The organism is Candidatus Borrelia undatumii, assembly GCF_020882015.2.
Classification (GTDB): Bacteria; Spirochaetota; Spirochaetia; order Borreliales; family Borreliaceae; genus Borrelia.
Window position 1 is genome coordinate 337,994 of record NZ_CP086555.2, and the last position, 16,862, is coordinate 354,855.

Annotated in this window: 16 protein-coding genes; 6 read left to right on the forward strand and 10 right to left on the reverse strand. The window is 35.5% G+C overall.

Going from position 1 to position 16,862, the window contains the following annotated elements:
- Positions 1-130 precede the first annotated feature (130 nt).
- From LKV13_RS01650 to LKV13_RS01665, 4 genes are read left to right on the forward strand one after another with little or no spacing between them, the layout of a single operon-like run.
- A complete protein-coding gene (locus tag LKV13_RS01650) occupies positions 131-1,051 on the forward strand; it encodes an ABC transporter permease (RefSeq protein WP_229088878.1) in 921 nt (306 codons plus the stop codon).
- Positions 1,052-1,062: 11 nt separating this feature from the next.
- Positions 1,063-2,115, forward strand: a complete 1,053-nt coding sequence (locus tag LKV13_RS01655; RefSeq protein WP_229088879.1) for an ABC transporter permease — start codon at positions 1,063-1,065, stop codon at positions 2,113-2,115.
- A gap of 12 nt (positions 2,116-2,127) precedes the next feature.
- On the forward strand, positions 2,128-3,012 hold the full coding sequence (locus LKV13_RS01660; RefSeq protein ID WP_229088880.1) for an ABC transporter ATP-binding protein: 885 nt from the start codon (positions 2,128-2,130) through the stop codon (positions 3,010-3,012).
- Positions 3,002-3,982, forward strand: coding sequence for an ABC transporter ATP-binding protein (locus tag LKV13_RS01665; RefSeq protein ID WP_229088881.1), 981 nt, complete (start codon positions 3,002-3,004; stop codon positions 3,980-3,982). The genes LKV13_RS01660 and LKV13_RS01665 overlap by 11 nt, the downstream gene beginning before the upstream one ends.
- Positions 3,983-4,101: 119 nt before the next feature.
- Here LKV13_RS01665 and LKV13_RS01670 read toward each other — a convergent pair whose 3' ends face one another.
- Positions 4,102-4,827 carry an early set domain-containing protein gene (locus LKV13_RS01670; RefSeq protein WP_229089686.1) on the reverse strand — a complete coding sequence of 242 codons (726 nt, stop codon included), beginning with the start codon at positions 4,825-4,827 and terminating at the stop codon, positions 4,102-4,104.
- Between the two features lie 154 nt (positions 4,828-4,981).
- On the opposite strand from LKV13_RS01670, the gene eno reads away from it, so the two are divergent.
- Entirely contained in the window at positions 4,982-6,283 is a 1,302-nt protein-coding gene (gene eno, locus LKV13_RS01675; RefSeq protein WP_229088882.1) for a phosphopyruvate hydratase, read from the forward strand.
- A gap of 48 nt (positions 6,284-6,331) precedes the next feature.
- Here eno and rpsI read toward each other — a convergent pair whose 3' ends face one another.
- The 9 genes from rpsI to LKV13_RS01720 form a co-directional block, all read right to left on the reverse strand.
- Positions 6,332-6,742, reverse strand: coding sequence for a 30S ribosomal protein S9 (gene rpsI, locus LKV13_RS01680; RefSeq protein WP_229088883.1), 411 nt, complete (start codon positions 6,740-6,742; stop codon positions 6,332-6,334).
- Positions 6,743-6,752: 10 nt separating this feature from the next.
- Positions 6,753-7,202: a 50S ribosomal protein L13 gene (gene rplM / locus LKV13_RS01685; RefSeq protein WP_229088884.1), complete on the reverse strand. Its 450-nt coding sequence runs from the start codon at positions 7,200-7,202 to the stop codon at positions 6,753-6,755.
- A 70-nt stretch (positions 7,203-7,272) separates the two neighbouring features.
- On the reverse strand, positions 7,273-8,064 hold the full coding sequence (locus LKV13_RS01690) for a hypothetical protein (protein WP_229088885.1): 792 nt from the start codon (positions 8,062-8,064) through the stop codon (positions 7,273-7,275).
- Positions 8,057-9,514 (reverse strand): Asp-tRNA(Asn)/Glu-tRNA(Gln) amidotransferase subunit GatB, encoded by a 1,458-nt coding sequence (gatB, locus tag LKV13_RS01695; protein ID WP_229088886.1) that lies wholly within the window; start codon positions 9,512-9,514, stop codon positions 8,057-8,059. Before gatB ends, LKV13_RS01690 begins: the two co-directional genes overlap by 8 nt.
- A complete protein-coding gene (gatA, locus tag LKV13_RS01700) occupies positions 9,504-10,949 on the reverse strand; it encodes an Asp-tRNA(Asn)/Glu-tRNA(Gln) amidotransferase subunit GatA (RefSeq protein ID WP_229088887.1) in 1,446 nt (481 codons plus the stop codon). The genes gatB and gatA overlap by 11 nt, the downstream gene beginning before the upstream one ends.
- A gap of 1 nt (position 10,950) precedes the next feature.
- Positions 10,951-11,235, reverse strand: a complete 285-nt coding sequence (gene gatC, locus LKV13_RS01705) for an Asp-tRNA(Asn)/Glu-tRNA(Gln) amidotransferase subunit GatC (protein WP_229088888.1) — start codon at positions 11,233-11,235, stop codon at positions 10,951-10,953.
- 9 nt (positions 11,236-11,244) lie between these two features.
- Positions 11,245-13,341: an ATP-dependent helicase gene (locus LKV13_RS01710; protein WP_229088889.1), complete on the reverse strand. Its 2,097-nt coding sequence runs from the start codon at positions 13,339-13,341 to the stop codon at positions 11,245-11,247.
- On the reverse strand, positions 13,341-14,543 hold the full coding sequence (locus LKV13_RS01715) for a helix-turn-helix domain-containing protein (protein ID WP_229088890.1): 1,203 nt from the start codon (positions 14,541-14,543) through the stop codon (positions 13,341-13,343). Before LKV13_RS01715 ends, LKV13_RS01710 begins: the two co-directional genes overlap by 1 nt.
- 11 nt (positions 14,544-14,554) lie before the next feature.
- Entirely contained in the window at positions 14,555-15,211 is a 657-nt protein-coding gene (locus LKV13_RS01720) for a LolA family protein (RefSeq protein ID WP_229088891.1), read from the reverse strand.
- 166 nt (positions 15,212-15,377) lie between these two features.
- Here LKV13_RS01720 and LKV13_RS01725 point away from each other — a divergent pair, with 166 nt between their 5' ends.
- Positions 15,378-16,787 carry an NFACT RNA binding domain-containing protein gene (locus LKV13_RS01725; protein WP_229088892.1) on the forward strand — a complete coding sequence of 470 codons (1,410 nt, stop codon included), beginning with the start codon at positions 15,378-15,380 and terminating at the stop codon, positions 16,785-16,787.
- Positions 16,788-16,862 lie beyond the last annotated feature (75 nt).

Below are 16,862 nucleotides of genomic sequence, written 5' to 3' on the forward strand. Positions count from 1 at the left end.
CGATAAAAATACTAAATGTCTTTAAAGCGAAATAAAACAAATCTCAATGTGTTAATAATAATTAAACATTATGTGTTAGAATAACTAACTATATAGATTAAAAATTTCATTACTGAAATGAGGGGCGGCCATGCTGAAGTTTACCGTACAAAAACTGTTGGAAACGGTTCCAACTCTAATTGCAATAACTTTTTTGTGCTTCCTAATAATGAGACTTGCTCCCGGAAATCCGTTCGATTCTGAAAAACCTATTGATCCTCAGGTAAAAGAAAAGCTAATGCAAAAGTATCATCTTGACAAGCCTTTTCATGTTCAGGCTTACTACTACATCGCAAATGTCTTAAAAGGGGATCTTGGACCGTCATTGAAAAAGAGAGACTTAACCGTAAACCAGTATATAAAATTAGGGATGCCTAAATCCCTTACGATCGGGATAGTAACTTTAGTATTGTCCCTCGTGCTTGGAATTTTACTGGGGACAATAGCTGCTGTTAAAAAAAATACTCGTATTGATTATGCAATAAGAGTATTAGCAATATTTGGGATTTCTGTTCCTACTTTTGTAGTTGGTCCCATTTTGCAATACTTCCTATCAGTAAAATTGGGACTATTTTACACCTCTGGATGGATTACGGAACGAGGTGGTCTTGCAAATTTAGTTATGCCTATATTAACACTTGCTTTGCCATACACAGCTATTTTTACAAGAATACTTAGGGGATCGATGTTAGAAATATTAAAGAGTGATTTTGTAAGAACAGCAAGGGCTAAGGGCTTAAGTTTTAGTGTAATAATCAGGAAACATGTCCTAATAGGGGCCATACTTCCCCTGATAAGCTACATGGGGCCTATCTTTGCTGGAATAATTTCTGGCAGCATGGTTATTGAACAAATATTTAGAATTGCTGGCATGGGAGTGGTTACAGTAGAGGCATCTTTGAATAGAGACTATCCACTGTTAATGGGCTCAGTCTTGGTTTATTCAACCATACTGCTTATCTCTATTTTAGTATCAGACATTGCTTATAAAAAACTTGATCCAAGAGTATAGGAGGTAACACAATGAGCAACTATGAACAAGAAAATGACTCATTTGAGTCTCATACATCTACTAGAAGAGCGTGGTTGAGGTTTAAAGAAAACAAGCTTGCATTTATAAGCATATTTATTATTGGATTTTACATAATAATTGCAATTCTTCAGCCAATCTTACCAATATACAAGTACTATACTCAAGTAGTTGAGCATGCAGACTTACCCCCATCTCTTAGACACGCTGGGGAGCTGTGGTACGAGAAGGAACTTAATTTCATAAAAAAATTATCTAAAAAGGAAAAGCGGGATCTGAATGAAGAAGAAAACTCAAGGCTTGAAGAAATGAAGAGAAGAATAGAAACAGAGGTTCAAAAGATTGATGGCAGGGACACTAAAATACATCAAAGAGTATACCTACTGGGGACAGATAGCCTTGGAAGAGATTTACTCGCGAGAATAATACAGGGAAGCCAAATATCAATATCTGTAGGCTTTATTGGAGCGTTCATATCTATGATAATAGGAACCATAGTGGGTGCAATAGCGGGATTTTTTGGTGGCATCCCAGACAGAATAATAACTAAAACGATAGAAATGCTCTATGTCTTACCCTCCTTGCTTGTCATAATAACATTGATGACCGTTATGGAAAGAAATATAATAGGTTTGTTTATTGCAATTAGCATTATTTCATGGCTATCACTTGCCAGAATAGTTAGAGGGCAGATACGATCACTTTCAAAGTCTGAATTTATACAAGTAGCTAGAACACTGGGGGCAACAAATAAGAGAATGATATTTAACCATTTAATCCCCAATAGTCTTGGGATGATAGCAATAATTACAACAATGAATGTTCCGTCTTTTATTATGATTGAGTCGTTTTTATCATTTTTGGGACTTGGCATATCAGCACCAATGACCAGCTGGGGGGAGTTAGTAAAGAACGGAATCCCTACGTTTATTGAGTATCCATGGAAGATTTTCATTCCAGCGGCAGTCATGACAATATTCTTACTATTCATGAATTTTTTAGGAGACGGATTAAGAGATGCATTCGATCCGAAAGATGGCCTCTAGGAGGATAATTAAATGAAAGAAGACTACATACTGGACATCAAAAATTTAGCAATTGAGTTTAGACTGAAGCACACAACAATACACCCTGTAAACAACATAAACTTAAAAGTGAAAAGAGGAGAAATCAGAGCCATTGTTGGAGAATCTGGCAGCGGAAAGTCTGTTACGAGTATGGCTATTTTAAAGCTATTGCCCGAAATGACAACAGTATACAAAGAAGGCGAGATACTCTTTGAGGGGCAAGATTTACTCAAGTTTAGTGAAAAACAGCTCCAAAGTATTAGAGGAAATAAAATAGCGATGATATTTCAAGATCCAATGACCTCCTTAAACCCATATTTGAGGATATCTACACAAATTGAGGAAACAATAATGTTGCACCAAAAGCTAGACAAACATACAGCAAAGAAGAAAGCGATAGAAATGCTAAAGACCGTTGGCGTTATGTATGCAGAAGAAAGAATAGAGCACTATCCACATCAATTCTCAGGAGGGATGAGACAAAGGGTTATGATTGCAATGGCCTTGAGTTGTCATCCGTCTTTATTGATAGCAGATGAACCCACTACAGCTCTTGATGTTACAATTCAGGAACAAATCCTGCTACTCATTAAAAGTTTATCTAAAAGATTCAATACTTCAACAATACTAATAACCCATGATTTAGCAGTAGTTGCAGAAATTTGCGATACAGTGTCTGTAATGTACCAAGGTGAATTTGTGGAGGAAGGAACAGTGGAAGAGATATTTAAAACTCCCCAGCATCCGTATACAATCGGTCTTCTAAAATCAATACTTACTCTGGATCAGGATCCGAATGAAAAACTTTACTCAATTAAGGAAAGCTCTATTGCATCAACTGTGAGTAACCATCAAGGAGCTTTAAATGAACGATGAAAGAGACATAATTCTTAAAGTGAAAGATCTAGTACAAACATTTACAATTGGGGAAGACTTTTTGTTTTGGAAAAACAGACGTAAGATAAACGCTGTGAATGGCATCAGCTTTGAGGTTGAACGCAATAAAACATTGGGGCTAGTGGGAGAATCTGGGTGCGGAAAATCAACAACTCTCAGATCAATAATGCAGCTTTATACACCAACATCTGGAAGCATATATTTTAATGGAAAAGACATCACAAAACTTCCAAAAAGAGAACTCTTGAAGACTAAGAAGGATATGCAAATGGTTTTTCAAGATCCTCATACATCCCTTAACCCAAGAATGACAATAAAAGAAATAATAGCAGAACCATTAGTTATATACAATGAAAATAAAATTCTTCCAAAAACAAGGCAAGAAATAGACGAGAGGGTCAATGAACTGATGGATATTACCGAACTTGAAAAAAGTATGTTGTCTAGATACCCACATGAATTTTCGGGAGGACAAAGGCAAAGAATAGGAATAGCAAGAGCACTTGCCCTAAACCCTAAGCTTTTACTTCTAGATGAAGCTGTATCGGCTCTAGATGTATCGATAAGGGCTCAGATTCTGAATCTGCTCAAAACTTTACAAAGAGAATTAAATTTATCCTACCTCTTTATCTCACATGATTTGGCGGTAGTAAAATACATGAGCGACAAAATTGCTGTAATGTATTTGGGTGTTATCTTGGAAATCGCACCTAGAGATATTTTATTTTCAAACCCCATACACCCATACACCAAAACTTTAATAGCTTCTATTCCTGAAATTGATCCCGAGAAAAGAAGAAACAAAACCATAAAACTTGACGAACCATCTCTAACAAGCATCCGAAACACAGATCCGACGGCAGGAGAAGCATCGCTCGAGGAAGTAGAAAAAGATCACCTCGTATCCAGATACCTTTTTGACGAAATGAACAGCCTACTGAATAAATAAAAACGTATAGTCTGTGTTATTGAACGGCTCATCCAGGAAAGTTCCCTTAAACCTATCCTATAAACCGGAGAAATCGATGGGGTGTCTCTTCTTGCTTTCGGAAGTGGCAAGCAAAAACGCTAGTTATCAAAATAAGAAACCTCAAAATCTATCTTGTGATCAACCCCCTGAGCAAAATACAGATTGGTTCTATTAACATTATTTTTATCTATAACCCTGTTACCAGAATCAACAAAATAATAATAAATCCTACCCCTGGGAAGGTTTTTAAGCCTAATAGTGTACACCCCTTTGTTGCGTTCCTGCTCAATTAGTCTGTTTAAAAATGGGTTGAAATTGTTAAAATTGCCGGCTATTGTAACAACTTGACCAGGACGCCCTATATAAAAAATCTCAACTTCCCCATCATTAGAAGAATCAATCGGATTTCTTAAAGAAATGTAACTGTCATTTGCACCTGAAATATCAATTACAGAAAACGGTATCAAATCCTTATCGTAAACTACGTTCGCATTATATTCATCGTTTGTCCAAATTCCATCCACAACAAGCTTATACTTTATTCTAACAAGCCCATGGGGTAGGCTTACTTTTACAAAAAAAAGGCCATACTTATTCCTCTGGAAAAGATACTTTCTCGAATAACCATCAAAATCAAAAACAGCAAATATTTTCCTAATACTTTTATCCGGAGGATAAAACATGATAACTCTTTTAGAGTCAACAATCGGACTTAAATCATCCCTTCTTGTCGAAATTTCCAAAAACTCAATTAAAGCTAAATTAAAATCCGTAACAACAACCCCTCCCAAAATACCACCACGAACACCAAAGAAGGAGAACATAAAATATAACAAAAACCTCGGAATTTTTCTCACAACCCGACCCAAAAACTTAAAAACAACCCTTTCAAGAAACACTACACATTTATTCTATTTATTATTATACTGAAAACACATAGTAAAGTAAATACAAATATTAATGACAAGGAGTTACAAAATGGGCTTTCATATTTACGAAATAAAGGCTAGGCAAATAATTGATTCTAGAGGAAACCCAACGGTTGAAGCAGATGTAATACTTGAGGATGGTTCCTTTGGTAGGGCAGCTGTTCCATCAGGTGCCTCAACGGGTATAAATGAGGCTGTTGAAATAAGAGATGGCAATAAATCTGTTTACATGGGCAAAGGGGTGCTAAAGGCAGTTGAAAACATAAAAAATATCATCTCTCCAGAGCTTGAAGGAATGAGTGCTTTAAATCAAGTTGAAATTGACAGAAAAATGCTCGAGCTTGACGGTACCCCTACTAAATCAAAACTTGGGGCTAATGCTATCCTTGCGGTTTCAATGGCTACGGCTAAAGCGGCCGCTGCATATGTTGGACTTAAAGTTTACCAATATCTTGGCGCTTACAAAGCCAACGTATTACCTACACCTATGTGTAACATTATTAACGGCGGTGCTCATTCTGATAATTCTGTTGATTTTCAGGAATTCATGATAATGCCGGTTGGAGCAAAGACTTTTAGTGACGCAATAAGAATGGCAGCTGAAGTCTTTCACACTCTTAAGGGAATTTTAAGCAAAAAAGGCTATGCGACCTCTGTTGGGGATGAGGGCGGCTTTGCTCCAAATTTAAAATCAAACGAAGAGGCCTGCGAAGTTATTATGGAAGCCATCAAGGAAGCGGGCTATGAACCTGGCAAAGAAATTGCGATTGCTCTTGACCCTGCAACATCTGAACTTTATGATTCAAAAACAAAAAAATATGTACTCAGATGGTCAACTAAAAAAGAGCTTTCCTCTGAAGAAATGGTTGAATATTGGGCAAAATGGGTAGAAAAGTATCCTATTATATCAATTGAAGATGGAATGGCTGAAGAAGATTGGGATGGTTGGAAAAAGCTCACAGATAAGATAGGAGATAAAGTGCAACTTGTTGGGGACGACTTATTTGTGACAAACACATCATTCCTTAAAAAGGGAATTGAAATGAAGGTCGCAAACTCAATACTCGTTAAAGTAAATCAAATTGGAACATTAACTGAGACTTTTGAAGCTGTGGAAATGGCAAAAAAAGCAGGATATACTGCTATAGTTTCGCATCGTTCGGGTGAAACGGAAGATACAACAATCGCCGACCTTGTTGTTGCGCTCGGAACGGGACAAATCAAGACAGGTTCCCTGTCAAGAACAGATAGAATAGCCAAATACAACCAACTTCTAAGGATAGAAGAAGAACTAGGAAGCACCGCTGAATACCACGGTAAAGAAGTGTTTTATTCTATTAAGAAAAAATAAGAAAAGCCCCTCACAGGGGCTTTTTCACAAAGATACAAATATAATCCTTTATCTTTTTGAAAATTGAAAACTCTTTCTAGCTTTCTTTTTACCAAACTTCTTACGTTCAACTCTCCTTGAATCCCTTGTCAAAAATCCATTAGATTTAAGAACTGCTCTATGCTCCTCATCAAGTGCAAAAAGAGCTCTTGCAATCCCATGTCTAATAGCACCAGCCTGACCTGCAATACCCCCCCCATAAATATTTACACAAATATTGTACCTCCCGAGAGTATTCGTTAAAACCAAAGGCGCCACAACATGTGTCCTCAGATTTTCAAGCTGCACATAAGAATCCAAATCCCTACCATTAATCTTAATCTCACCCTTACCTTCTCTAATATAGACCCTAGCAACAGAAGCCTTACGCCTTCCCGTACCCATGGCTAAATTAATACCCCTAACATCCACCTTCGTCATTTTTCCTCTCTTAATCCAACTCTAACTCATAAGGGTTCTGTGCCTTAAGATTATGCTCAGACCCAGCAAAAACTCTAAGATTCCTAAAAAGCTCACGACCCAAAGGCCCCTTTGGCAACATACCCTTGATAGCCACCTCAAGAGGCGCCGTTGGCTTCCTCTCAACCAATGTTCTAAAAGTATCAGAATAAAGTCCTCCTGGGTATCTTGAATGTCTATAATAAATCTTCTGATTATACTTCTTACCCGTAAGCCTAACCTTTGAAGCATTAATAATTACAACATTATCACCCAAATCCTGATGGGGAGTGTAATACGCCTTATGCTTCCCTCTCAAAATTCTAACTGCCTCCGCAGCAATCCTGCCAAGAATCCTACCAGCGGCATCAATAACACACCACCTCTTCTCAACATACTTCGGTTTAACCCATACTGTTCTGTTCTCAGTTACTCTATTCATGACAACCACACCCTCGCTTAGTATTCTACAAATTCACACCCCTCAAGTCTACTATTTGTAGGCTAGTCTGTCAATACTGAGAGTTAAGTTTATCCTGTAGCTTAAAAGCAACCTTTTTAAACCCATCCAAATCGCCTTTAGAAAATTTCAAGGGAACAAAAGAAGGATTACTAAACAAGGGATTAATCAAATACCCATTATTTAAATACTCATTAAAAACCTCAACATGATGCTCAGATCTATAGAGGGGAAACATATACCTATTTATTATTTTAAACATAGGAGTAGCAAAAATATCAAAATTAATTTTTTTATCTCTCTCGTAAGATGCGATCCTAGCAAGCACATGCCTAGTAGCTGCCAAAGTTAAAGCATCGAAACTATCCCTAAATTCCATTTTTTTAGACAAATTATCTAATATAACAATACTAATAGACATGCATCCAGGCATCGGAATATTGACAAGCATAGGATACCTAAAATTACTAAATCCAACCTTAAATTCATATATCCCCTGATCGTCTTCCCAAGGCTTACTAAAATGATGTTGTCCCGTTAAGAATAACAAAAAATCCCTAGCATCTCTTTCAAACTTAAAAATGTATACACAACCCGCCTCTTTAAAAAAAGAAAAAAAAACATTTTCGAATTGCTTTCTAAATATGGAAGGATAGGAAGCAGTAAGACCCCTTGAAAAAGTCTGCTTAAGAACAAGATTTAAGCCTCGAATTCTATGCCCTAAAAAATTATTACCTCCGTTCAAGTATAGATCTAAATATCTATTACCCCTAGTATCATAAAGGTAAAAAAATCTTGCTCTTTTAATAACTGGAAGGCAACTCGTCAAAGGTTCACTACACATCTTTCAATTTGTCCACTAAAATTTCATTTGCAAGTACAGGATCAGCCATTCCAGAAGTCTTTTTCATAATCTGTCCCATCATGAATTTCAACGCATGACTTTTACCTTTTTTGTAAAGTTCAACTGACTTAGAATTTTCACCTAAAACTTCAACCACAACCGATTCAATCAGAGATTTATCACTTATCTGTTCTAAATTTTTCTCACCAACAATTAAAGAAGGAGAAGCATTTGTGTCAAGCATTTCTACAAACACTTCCTTGGCAATCTTTCCACTTACTCTCCTACTAACGATAAGCTCAACAAGTTCTCCAATATACGACGGGGGTATATTAAAATCAAGTATATTGATCCCTCTCTCATTAAGCACGCTCAATACCTCAGACAATACCCAATTAGCCACCCTTTTAGGGTCACTTACACCCAACGCCGCATCTTCAAAGTATTTAACCAAATTTTTATCAGAAGTTAGGGTAATAACATCAAAATCACTAAGACCATATTCCTTCTTTAGTCTAATTCTTGCATCAAAAGGCAACTCAACCATCCTACCAATCTTTATGCTTTCAATATAATCATCATCCAGCCTTACTAAAGGCAAGTCCGGCTCTTTAATGTACCTATAGTCCGCCACTGTTTCTTTGCTTCTTTGAAGTACCGTAACTCCTCTCTTGTCATCAAAACCCCTTGTGTGTTTACCCTCATCCCTAAAAGTCTTTCTATTTAAAATCCATTCCTCTTTTTGCCTTTTCTCTTCATAATCAATTGCCAACTTCACGAACTTAAAAGAATTTAAATTCTTTATCTCAGCAATTGGAGTTTTATACTCAATATCGCCCTCATTGATAAGCAAATTGATATTAACGTCACAGCGAAAAGAACCATCTTCCATATTGCAATCGGATAAATTAAGGTATCTAAAAATTTCCCTTAAAGAATTTAAATAAGCCGCAGCCTCATCCCTACTGTTAATGTCTGGGGCAGAAACAATCTCTAACAATGGAGCGCCTGAGCGATTAAAATCAACATAACTTCTATTATCACTTTCAAGCAAATGTAAACTCTTCCCAGAGTCTTCTTCCATATGTATTCTGGTAATATTAATTTTTTTAAAACCTGAAGAAACTCCAATAAAAATAAATCCATTCTCACAAATCGGCTCATCATTTTGAGATATCTGATATCCTTTGGGCAAATCAGGGTAGGAATAATGTTTTCTATCAAACTTGACAATATTTTTGATCCTAGAATTTGTAGCGTGCCCTGCAAGAATCGCACTATTTACTAATTCCTTGTTAACGGTAGGCAATGCTCCAGGAAGCCCAAGACATGTCGGACAGGTACGAGAATTCGGAATCCCACCAAACTCGTTCCTGCACCCACAAAAAGCCTTCGTCTTAAGTCCCAATTGCACATGCAACTCTATTCCAATAAGTAATCTATATACCATCTAGCCCCAATTCCCTTATCACATTTCTTGAAAAATTTAAAAGCTCAAAATCTCTTCTAGCTTGCCCAATTATCTGCATACCAATAGGCAGTCCCTCTTTGTCTTTCGCAAAAGGAAGTGAAATTGCAGGAGCACCAATCAGATTAGCAATCACAGTACATATATCAGAATAATACATTCTTATAGGGTCATCACAAACCTCACCAATTTTAAAAGGTTTAACAAAACTGGTAGGCGTAATAATATATTCAAACTTACTGAAAAGCTCATTAAATTTGGGGACTACCACATTTTCAATAACTCGGCAAGCCCTTGCGTAATACCTTAAATCATAACCTTCTGACAATAAATAATTACCAAGAACAATACGCCTTTTCACTTCTTCATTGAAAAATGAACTTCTGTGTTTAAAATAAAAATCGCTTAAAGTTAAATTATCCCTTATCATTTTTCCATAACGAAGTCCCGTATAACGAGCAAGATTAGAGGCTGCCTCAACAGGAGATATTGAATAATAAAGAGACAACACGTAAGAAATTTCTTCTATTGAAACCTCATGTATTACAACCCCTTTACTTAAAAGCTCAGACTTAAATCTAGAAAATTCACAAACAACATCCTTGTCCATTAAATCTTCACCAAGCTCCTTGATTGTAGCCAACCTAATATTCTTCAAGGATCTATCTAGCAACGGATAAGGGTTTGTAATAATATCTATGCTAGTAGCGTCCATTTTATCAATTCCACAGGTGTATCTTAATACTAAAGCTATATCATCAATGAAACGAGAAAAAAAACCTATCTGATCAAGTGACGATGCATAGGAGACAAGCCCGTAACGGGACAGACCTCCATAAGAAGGCTTAAAGCCAATGACACCAACAAAAGAAGCAGGAAGTCTAACAGACCCCCCTGTATCGCTACCGAGTGAAAAAGGAGCTTGATTTCCCGCAACAACCGCACCAGAGCCACCGGAACTACCCCCAACAACATACTCCTTATTTAAAGGATTAAGGGTTGCACCGTAATAAGAAAATTCACAAGAAGAACCCATCGCAAATTCATCCATATTAGTCCTACCAAGCAAAATTGCACCCCTATCTCTTAACCTTTTAATAACGGTTGCATCATAGGGAGAAACATAACCCTGTAAAATCTCGGAGGCACATGTTAAGCCCTTATCTTTAATCGCAATGTTATCCTTAACAGCAATGGGCATTCCAATTAAAGGAAAATCCTGTCCCCCCCCCTTCGCCAAAAGAACATCGTATTCTTTTGCCCAATCCAAAGAATCATCAAAAAATTCAATATAACCATTAATATCTTTACCTAATTCATATTGCCTCTTATAAGAAAGGACAATATCGTAAACACTACATTTACGGCCTAATATCAATTCTTTAATCTTCACCAAACTTACATTTCTCAAATCCAAATCAATGCCCCCATTCAAGTACTTTAGGAGATGGGAAATATCCATCCAGAAATAGATTACTAAATTTTTTAATGGACTCAATCTTCAAAGAAGGCAAGACCTCATCCTCCCTTAAATCAGATAAAGCACACGCCCTCTGTTTAAAATCATCTCCAACATCAAATTCAGAAATTTTATTTAACATACCAACAACTTTTTCAAACTTTTCAACAAACTTTTGCTCTTCATCCCCGTCCAAACTCAACAAACTTAACTTCAAGCTATTTTCCAAATGGATATCTCTCAAACCTCACCTCTAAATTTTAGAAAGTCCTTTAATATAGGCTGAATTTAAAATCGCTCTCTTCCCGCTCCTTAGATTAATCTTAATAAATTGCTCTCCACCTTGATACCACCTATCCACAATCACCCCACGCTCTCCATTGTAAGTTATATAATCTCCAATATTAAAGTTCTTGTCATTACTTTTTGAAAAAAAATATTTAAAATTATCCTCCAGATATTCTGGGACAAAGATAATATCATAACAATCCTTGCTAATATCTTGAAAAAAGGTTGAAATAGCGGTATTTCTCAACATACCTCCAAAAAATCTCTGCAAACTGAGCGTAATAATAAGCTCAAACCTAGCTCTGGTAAGAGCAACATAAAAAAGCCTTCTTTCTTCTTCTAATCTTCCTTCTGTCAATTCCTCTATCTCAGCAGGTAGCAATCCCTTCTCAAGCCCAGATATTATCACTCTATCAAACTCAAGCCCTTTAACCCCATGAATCGAAGATAAAAGTACACCAGAATTAGAATCTCCGTGCATTAAAGGCGCCAGAGATGAATTTTCTAAAAACATTACAAGCCCCTCAAAACTACCAGAATACTCAACTCCACTCCCAATAAGCTCATCAATGTTCCTAGTCTTTTCCTCTTTATCAAACTTTTGATAGTAATCCCAAAGGCCAAACTTAATTGCAACGTCTTTGATAAACGTAGATAAGTTCACATAAATATCTTCTTTAATTCTTTTACCCAATGAATCATAAATACTTAAAAAGGCAATAAGAGCATCCCCTGCCTTACCCCTTAGAGACCCAGCAACCCTTCTACTCGCAATAATCAAATCTAGATCAACATCACTATCATTTAACGCCCCTATTATCTTATCTGTGGTAGTTTTGCCAATCCCCCTTGCAGGTTTATTTACTACTCTCAGGAAAGACACCTTATCCTTTCTATTTACAAAAAGCCTGAGCAGAGAAATTACATCTTTAACTTCTTCCCTCTCATAAAATCTAATCGAACCTAACACTCTATATGGAATATTCCTCTTTAAGAAAGATTTTTCAAACTGAAAAGACTGGTAATTAAATCTATAAAGAACCGCCGTATCAAGCCTTTCTTTAATAAGAAAACTAGAAAAATACTCTGCCTCTTCTGTAGGATTTTGAAAGACGAAAAATTTCATTTTCTTACCCATCTTATTATTAGCAACTATCATCTTCTCATACCGATTCTTATTCTTTGAAATAACTTCATTTGCAACATTAACAATACCCAAAGTAGAGCGATAATTTTGTACCAAATAATACCTGGATACATCACTAAATGTCTTTTCAAACTCAAGAATATTTTCAACTCTGGCTCCTCTAAAGGAGTATATAGACTGGTCTTCGTCCCCTACTACCATAAAGTGCATTCCCTGACCATAAAGCTCCTTTAAAAACAAAAACTGCGCATAATTAGTATCCTGATATTCATCTACAAGGATGGCTTTAAACCTTTTCTGCACCCGCCTCTTTATATCTTCAGAACCTCTTAACATTAGAGTAGACTTAAGAATAAGATCAGCAAAATCAAAGGCATTACTCTTGGCTTTTTCTTGCTCATAAGTCTTAATTTCTCTATAAATTTTCCCCTCAACGCCGAAATATTCATTTAGACAACTACTTTCTTTCACCTTAAGTATTGAAGACGAAACTTGCTTTGCAAACTCAATGGTCGGAGCAAGACCAATTTGCTTAACAAATTTCACAACATCACCAGTATCCCAAATTGTAAAATTTGAATCATAATTCTTGTCAAATTCTTTAAAGTAAATTCTTAAAAGCCAAGCACCAAAAGAATGAAAAGTTTGAATGTGTAAAGACCTATTAAAATCAAAAAGATGATTTATCCTTTCATTCATCTCCCTTGCAACCTTATTTGTAAACGTTAAAGCAAGTATCTCCTCTGGCTTTAACTCCATCTTTTTTATCAAATAAGCTATTTTGGCCGTTATAACCCTTGTTTTCCCACTGCCTGGCCCCGCTAAAACAAGAATAGGATTACCAGTATTATCTAGAACAATTTCCCTTTGGCAAGAATTCAAACTAAAAAGAAATTCTTCTACCCTGTCCGCCACTAATAAACTTCAGAAACCTTAAGATCAAACCCCGTAGGAGTTTTTAACCAAAAAAATTGAACTGTCATCATTTCTTTTTCATACCCCCTCAAAACAGAAGTAATATCTTTCCCTTGAAGGGCAATACTAACATCAGAAAGCCTTGATAAAAACAATATTAAGGATTTCTTAAAGCTCAAATTAAGAGGATCATCTTTAGCAGCAAGTAAAGATCTTCCTGAAAGATTCCCCTCATCAGCGTACCTCAGAAATGTATCATTTAAAAAATGAATCACTAAATCAACATACACAATATTTCTAGAAGAATACAAAGTAGGATATTCACTAACCATCCTACTTCTGGGTCCATTAACCTCAAACCCCCAATCTAAAATTTCAAACCTACTAGAAAGGCTAGTTTCAGACACATGTTCAACATTCAAAACAAAGGATTCCAAGCTCACATGAGCTTTCCTGACCCTACCACTGGAATAATTTTCATAAATCATTCTCACCCTCATATCATCATTAAGGCCTATTTCTCGAGACTTACCTAACTTGAAAACATTTTGACTATTACCAAGCTCATCTGTAATAACTAAATCATCGTTATTAAATGAAACTCTATATCTTGAAATAGTGTTACCATAAATCAAAGATAAAAAATCACCATCTGCAAGAGAAGCATTCCAAAAATTTTCTTTATCAAAAGGAATTTCATGAAATGCGGGAGACTTCCTTGCAACATGGTTTGCCCTAAATATTTTCTTTAAATAAGCATTGATTTCATTAAAATTGAGGATAAAAAATATTAGCAGCACCGCAAAGCCAACCAATCCCAATAATATTTTAATCGCTGTAGAAGAACCTACATTGGAAATATCCATACTCTTATTGGAAAGACTCCCCTCACTTGTAAACTTTGAACCAACATTTTTATTTTCAGCTTTAATGCCAATGTAACTGTCATTAATCCTTCTCTTGTGCTCCTTAAAAAGAGATGAAATATACCAAACATCAATATCTAAATACTCACTATATGTCCTTAAAAACCCTACAGCTAAAACTTCATTTGGAAATAATTCAATATCAGAGTCTTCAAGAGCTTTAAGATATTTAACAGAAATCTTAATTTCATCAGATATAACCTCAAGATTTAGTCCTCTATCAACTCTAGCTTTCTTCAAAAAATCTCCAAACTTGACGAACTCATTCTCTTCCATAGTCTAGCTCCTCAAGCTCTCTTAACATCATACAAAAAATTATCTACCTTGTTTGAAGTTTTCGGCGGATCATACTTAAAACTACTCTCAGGGATTCCAACATTAAACTTCACAGACAAAAGGTCAATAACGATTTCTCTTCCACCACCAGTAGGATAAGCAATAATCCTCCTAATCGCACCACTTTCTGCAAAAGCAATCATAAAAGAATCGATTGTAGCAGCTCCCTTATAAAGCCGTCTTGAAAAAGTCAATTTTATAAAACTTTCCGCACTCCCCCCAGACTCATCAAGAGGCTCCAAATTGGGAGAATTGGTGTAAGACACACTGTATTCGGTGCCTAAAACACTCATAAAACCACCCCCTGACTTCCCTCTTGTTAATTGTTGTCTAAAAGAAGTACCAAGAGACGGAACATAAACGGTTAAAAGCTCTCCATCGCTTACAAAAACTTGACTATTTGAATCTAAATTAACGATAAACTTGTCTGGAAATTTATACAACAGAGTCCCCGTCTGCTTTAAGCCCTTTATATTAAGACTAATCTTGACCTGCATATCTTCCACATTTTGATACTTTGAATAAATATTCTCGAAATACTGATTGGCAGATACCTGAGCGAAAACAGCACACGGATACAAAACCAGCATTAGCATTATTCTCTTCATCGCAAAATCCTCACCTTATTAAGCCTAACTATATTAGAAAAATATATTACACAATCCATGCATAACACTCACACTATCATTTGTTAAAACAATAAGTTACTATTCACAAATATACCATTTTGTGTACTAATAATAAACATAGTTTTTAAAAGATTGAAGAGAGAAAATGTCACTAAACTACAGCGAAATAAATGTACTACTTAAGGAGCTTCCCTTAAAAAATTCGTTTTTAAAAAAAATAAAACAACCAAATTACAAGACTTTGGTTATAGAACTCTACAATAAGGAAATAGATGAAAAAAATTTCAGTATATTAATATCATTGGACCCCAGAACAACCAGGATACACAGAACAAGTAAAAAATTTAACAATATTCAACCTCCTTTAAGATTTTTTGAATTTCTAAAATCAAAAACTCAAAATGGAAAATTACTTGAGGCTTACCAGATAAACAATGAAAGAATAATCTCGATTAAGGTTGCAAAAAATGAAATGATAACATTTATCTTTATAAAATTATGGCCATCATCTCCTAACATAATCGCAACGGACAAAATCTTTAAAATACTTGATACATTTTACAGGAGGCCAAAATCGAGAGAAATTACAGGCGAAATTTTTACAAAAGTACTGGAAATTATCGCAAATAATAATGCAGCCCAAAAAATAGAAGCTAGGCTAAAGGATGGCTATAATAATCAATCTTCTTACTCTGAATTTATTGAAGACTACTACAGCAACCTAGAGGCAAAAGAAAATGAAGAACTCAATACAAAATTATTTAGAAAAAAATACGAGAAAGAAAAAATAAATTTGGAAAAAAGAATACAAGCTTTAGAAACACAAATAAACTCGATTAAAGTAGCTGAATCTAGCAGAGAAAAAGGCGAAGCTCTTTTATCAAGTATTAATTTAATAAAGAAAGGAATGAACAAAATTACCGTCAAAAAAAGCGATGGAGAAGAAATCACAATAGAATTAGACAACACACTTCTACCTAAAGAAAATGCCCTTAAATACTTTAGAGAATACAAAAAAAGTAAAAATTCTTCGACTATCATAAGAGAACAATTAAAAAACGCAAGAAAACAATACGATGAATTAATATCAGGGGAAACCTGTAAAGATAAAAAAGATTTAATCTCCTCAGAAAATGCAAGAGTTAAAAAACATTCGCCCCCAAAGAAACAAACCATTGGTATCCATTTCATCTCTTTGGGGTTTGAAATCGTTGTGGGAAGGAATGCAAAAGAAAACGACGAACTCTTAAGAGGCTGGGCAAAGGGTAATGACTACTGGTTGCACACAAGAGACTGTCCTGGTGCTTATGTATTCATCAGAAACAAAAAAGACAAAACTCCTCCTCTTGAAGTTTTACTCGATGCTGGTAATTTATGCGTTTTTTATACAAAAACCGCAAGAAAATCGGGGAAGGCTGACCTTTATTACACTAATGTTAAAAATTTAAGAAGAATAAAAAAGGGGAAAAAGGGGATTGTGATACCCAGTAAGGAGAAAAATTTACATATTAAACTAGATCTTAATATACTAAACAAACTGAAAAGCAAAAATTAATGCTAATTAATTCCAATTTAAATTTAAAATAGAATTGCAAGTCGATAAAAATCTTGTTATTGGAACTTAAAAAGC